Annotated in this window: 6 protein-coding genes and 1 pseudogene; 4 read left to right on the forward strand and 3 right to left on the reverse strand. The window is 71.6% G+C overall.

The window, feature by feature from the left end:
- The 3 genes and pseudogenes from EIO58_RS13585 to EIO58_RS13595 all read right to left on the reverse strand — a co-directional run.
- Positions 1-749 (reverse strand): annotated as a pseudogene (locus EIO58_RS13585) (SDR family NAD(P)-dependent oxidoreductase); the annotation flags it as partial.
- A 1-nt stretch (position 750) separates the two neighbouring features.
- The gene (locus tag EIO58_RS13590) at positions 751-1,260 is read right to left on the reverse strand and encodes a dihydrofolate reductase (RefSeq protein WP_127819983.1); all 510 of its coding nucleotides are present in this window, start codon (positions 1,258-1,260) and stop codon (positions 751-753) included.
- The gene (locus EIO58_RS13595; RefSeq protein WP_127819984.1) at positions 1,257-2,066 is read right to left on the reverse strand and encodes a thymidylate synthase; all 810 of its coding nucleotides are present in this window, start codon (positions 2,064-2,066) and stop codon (positions 1,257-1,259) included. The genes EIO58_RS13590 and EIO58_RS13595 overlap by 4 nt, the downstream gene beginning before the upstream one ends.
- Positions 2,067-2,172: 106 nt before the next feature.
- Between EIO58_RS13595 and EIO58_RS13600 the strand changes: the two genes are divergently transcribed.
- The 4 genes from EIO58_RS13600 to EIO58_RS13615 all read left to right on the forward strand — a co-directional run.
- Positions 2,173-2,610: a TlpA family protein disulfide reductase gene (locus tag EIO58_RS13600; RefSeq protein WP_127819985.1), complete on the forward strand. Its 438-nt coding sequence runs from the start codon at positions 2,173-2,175 to the stop codon at positions 2,608-2,610.
- A complete protein-coding gene (locus EIO58_RS13605; protein ID WP_127819986.1) occupies positions 2,603-3,196 on the forward strand; it encodes a DUF4395 domain-containing protein in 594 nt (197 codons plus the stop codon). The genes EIO58_RS13600 and EIO58_RS13605 overlap by 8 nt, the downstream gene beginning before the upstream one ends.
- 105 nt (positions 3,197-3,301) lie before the next feature.
- Complete coding sequence (locus EIO58_RS13610; RefSeq protein WP_127819987.1) at positions 3,302-3,727, forward strand: OsmC family peroxiredoxin; 426 nt, start codon at positions 3,302-3,304, stop codon at positions 3,725-3,727.
- A partial coding sequence (locus EIO58_RS13615) for an NAD-dependent epimerase/dehydratase family protein (protein ID WP_240658845.1) occupies positions 3,720-4,266 on the forward strand: 547 nt, incomplete at its 3' end. The genes EIO58_RS13610 and EIO58_RS13615, both read left to right, overlap by 8 nt.

Below are 4,266 nucleotides of genomic sequence, written 5' to 3' on the forward strand. Positions count from 1 at the left end.
CCGACCCGCGCGGCGAGGCGCGGCGCGGCGAACCGTGCCAGCGCGACGAGCACCTTGTAGCGCAGCGCCGGCACGGAGACGGGGACGGAGACGCCGCGCGCCGCGTCGCGCAGCGACTGCGCCACGACGTCGCGCGCGTCGAGCCACATCGCGGGGTGGATCCTCTCCTCTCCCGGAGCCGGTCCCACGCGCTCGTGGAAGTTCGTGTGCGTGTACCCCGGGCACACCGCGGTGACGGTGACGCCGAGCGGACGATACCGCCCGTCCAGCGACTGAAGCTCACCAGCCACCCCCTGCACGCGCCGTGGAGCGCGGGATGAACGCCGCGACCGAGGCGACGTTGAGGATCCGCCCGTGCCCACGCGCGGCCATCACGCCGAGCGCGGCGTGCGTGAGGCGCATCGGCACCTCGACGTGGAGTTGCAGGTGCCGCACCTCGTCGTCGATGTCATTGCGCTCGAAGGCGAGCGAGAGCCCGAACCCGGCGTTGTTGACGAGGATCTCGATCGGCCGCTCGTCGTCGGCGACGCGACTTTCGACCTCGACGCGGTGGCGCGGGTCGAGCAGGTCTGCGGCGACCACCTCGACCTCGACGCCATGCGTGGCCCGCAGCCGTGCCGAAAGCGTGTCGAGGGCGTCGCGGTCGCGCGCCGCGAGCATCAGGTCGGCCCCCTGGCAGCCAGCTGCCGCGCGTACTCCGCCCCGAGTCCCGAGCTCGCCCCGGTGATCAACGCCGTCGTGCGCGTCAGCCTACGTGTCGCGCTCCTGCACGAGGAAGCGATACCGGATGCCGGTGCGCGAGGTGTGCCAGCCGTCCGCGGGGTCGGCGCTCACTGTGCGCCAGCCGGTGCGCTCGGGAGCGCGCGTGTCGCCGTCGACGTCGAGGTCGAGCTCGGTGACGTCGAGACGATCGGCGAGCGCGATCGCCGCGCGGTAGAGCTGCCCGCCCCCGATGACCCAGATCCACTCGGGGTCCGTCTCTCGCGCCGCGGTGAGCGCGGCCTCGAGCGAGGCGGCGCGTTCGGCTCCGGCATCCGCCCAGTCCTCCTGCCGGGTCACGACGATGTTGCGGCGCCCGGGCAGCGGGCGGAACCGCTCGGGGAACGACTCCCACGTGCGCCGGCCCATCACCACGGGCGCGCCGACGGTCGTGCTCTTGAAGCGCGCGAGGTCTTCGGGGACGTGCCAGGGCATGCCGCCCCGCGCGCCGATGACGCCGCCGCGGGCCTCGGCCCAGATGAGACCGACCCGAGCGGTCACACCGCCACCGCGGCGCGGATGGCGGGGTGATGCTGATAGTCCTCGAGGACGAAGTCCTCGAACGCGTAGTCGAAGATCGACGCGGGCGTGCGGGCCAGGTGCAGCGTCGGGGAGGGGTACGGGTCGCGCGTCAGCTGCTCTCGCACCTGCTCGAGGTGGTTGTCGTAGATGTGGCAGTCACCGCCGGTCCACACGAAGTCACCCGGCTCGAGCCCGGCCTGCTGGGCCACCATGAGCGTGAGCAGGGCGTACGAGGCGATGTTGAACGGCACGCCGAGGAAGAGGTCTGCGCTGCGCTGGTACAGCTGGCACGAGAGCCGCCCGTCGGCCACGTAGAACTGGAACATCGCGTGGCACGGCGCCAGCGCCATGTCGGGGATGTCGGCGGGGTTCCACGCCGACACGATCAGGCGCCGCGAGTCGGGGTTCGCGCGGATCTGGTCGAGCACCTGCTGGATCTGATCGATGTGCTCGCCCGACGGCGTCGGCCACGAGCGCCACTGCACCCCGTAGACCGGTCCGAGCTCGCCGTCGGCATCCGCCCATTCGTCCCAGATCGTCACGCCGTTCTCTTGCAGCCACCGCACGTTCGACTCGCCGCGGAGGAACCACAGCAGCTCGTACGCGATCGACTTGAAGTGCACGCGCTTGGTGGTGATCAGCGGGAAACCCTGCGACAGGTCGAAGCGGATCTGGCGCCCGAAGGCGCTGGTCGTGCCCGTGCCCGTGCGGTCGTCCTTGTGGGTGCCGTGCTCCAGCACGTCGCGCAGAAGGTCTTCGTACGGAGTCGGGATGGGCGTCGTCACGGCTGCCACGATACCCGCGCTGCCGGACACCGGGGCGTGTGACGCCGGAGCGTCACATTCCCGGATCCGGCCATCGTCCAGGAGAAAGGGGTTAGCCTGATCTGCTGTGAACCTCGTCGGCGCTCTGATCGCCCTCGCCGCCCTGCTTGCGGCGACGGTGGCGTTCGGCGTCTTCCTCACGTGGCGGCAGTCCCGGCCGCAGCGCCACGTCGGTCACGAGGTCGTCGAACCGCACCGGCTCGGGGCCGACGGGCTCGGCGAGGTCGCGACGCTGCTGCAGTTCAGCACTGAGCTGTGCGCGCGCTGCCCGAGCGTCCATCGCACACTGTCCGAGATCGCCGACGGCCACGACGGAGTGCGTCACCTCGACGTCGACCTGACGCATCGCCCCGACATCGCGAAGCACTTCCGGGTGCTGCAGACCCCCACCACGCTCGTGCTCGACCGCCACGGCGTCGTGCAGACGCGATTCGGCGGCGCGCCCAGCCGTGATGTGCTCGAGCTCGAACTGAACCGCCTGATCGCGGAGGGTGCGAGTGCCTGAGACGGATACCTCGACCTCTCGGGGAGTCGACCCTCGAGGACTCCGCTTCGCGGCCGGGATCACCTCGGTGCTGCTGCTCGCGGTGGTGTTCCTCGGACTGACAGGACTCTCGATCGCGCGCGTGCCGGGCTTCGGGTGGTACGCGAGCTCGCCGAGCATGGTGGGATACCCGATGAGCGGCAGCCCTTGGGCGATCACGTACGCATCGCTCGCGCAGCGCATCCTCGATCCCGCGTTCCTGCTCCTGCTCGTGACCGCTCTGCTGTTCCTGTGGGGCACGGTCTCACCGCGCACCGCGCCGTGGGGCGCGCTCCACCGCCGGGTGATCGCGCCGCGCCTGTCTCCTCCGAAGGAGCTCGAAGACCCGCGCCCGCCGCGCTTCGCGCAGGGCGTCGGGCTGTTCGTGGTCGGCATCGGCCTCGCGCTCGACCTCGCCGGCGTGCCGTGGGCCCTCGTGATCGCCGCGGCTGCGGCATTCGTCGCGGCGTTCCTCAACGCCGTCTTCGGCCTGTGCCTGGGCTGCCAGCTGTACCTGCTCCTGCAGCGCGTCGGCATCGTCGGCCGGGCGCGCCCGGTGTCTGCCTGAGCGCACCAGGGATCGACGTCAACCCGTCGCGCCACGGCATCCGTCGCGGTTAGGCTGACCGCGAGACGCCCGGACCGCGGGCGTTCCCCGAGCGAGGAGGCCCCTATGACCGTCACGAGCGAAGCCACCACCGCCTGGAAGGGCGGCCTGACCGACGGGTCCGGCGAGGTCACGTTCGTCTCATCCGGCCTCGGAACCTTCGACGTCAACTGGAAGGCCCGCAGCGAGGGCTCGACCTCGACGACGACCCCCGAGGAGCTCATCGCCGCAGCGCACTCGTCGTGCTTCTGCATGGCGCTGTCGGGCGCCCTGGCGAACAACGGCACTCCCCCGGAGTCGATCGAGACGACCGCATCCGTCACGTTCAAGCCCGGCACCGGCATCACCGGCAGCCACTTGAACGTCAACGCCGTCGTGCCCGGCATCGAGCCGGAGGACTTCGAGCGCATCGCGCAGGAGGCGAAGGCCGGATGCCCCGTCTCGCAGGCCCTCGCGGGCATCGAGATCACGCTCGAGGCGACGCTTGCGTGAAGCCTCCGCGGCTGACGACCGACGCCCTCTGGTGCGCAAGGTGGTCGTCGGCGGGTCGTCGGGCCTGATCGGCTCGGCGCTCGTCGAGAGCCTGCGCGCCGACGGGGCGTCGGTGACGACGCTCGTAAGGCGCCCGCCTGAACGCGACGACGAGGTCGAGTGGCTGACCACCCCGGCGGCCCTCGACCCGGCGGTGCTCGAGCATGCCGACGCCGTCGTCGGCCTCAACGGAGCGAGCATCGGGCGCTTCCCGTGGACGCGCGGGTACAAGTCGACCCTGGTGTGGTCGCGCATCACCCCGACACGGGCGCTCGCGCGCGCGGTACGAGAGCTCGGCCGGGATGCCCCGCACTTCGTGTCGGGGTCGGCGGTCGGCTACTACGGCTCCGCGCCAGGCACGCTCCTGACCGAGCGGTCGCGTCGAGGCGAGTCGTTCCTCGCGGACCTGTGCGGTGAGTGGGAGGGCGCGGCGCTCGCGGCCGGCCCGGACGCCCCGGTCGCCCTGGTGCGCACCGCGCCGGTCGTGCACCCGGACGGCG

Source organism: Microbacterium sp. CPCC 204701 (assembly GCF_004010105.1).
Lineage (GTDB): Bacteria > Actinomycetota > Actinomycetes > Actinomycetales > Microbacteriaceae > Microbacterium.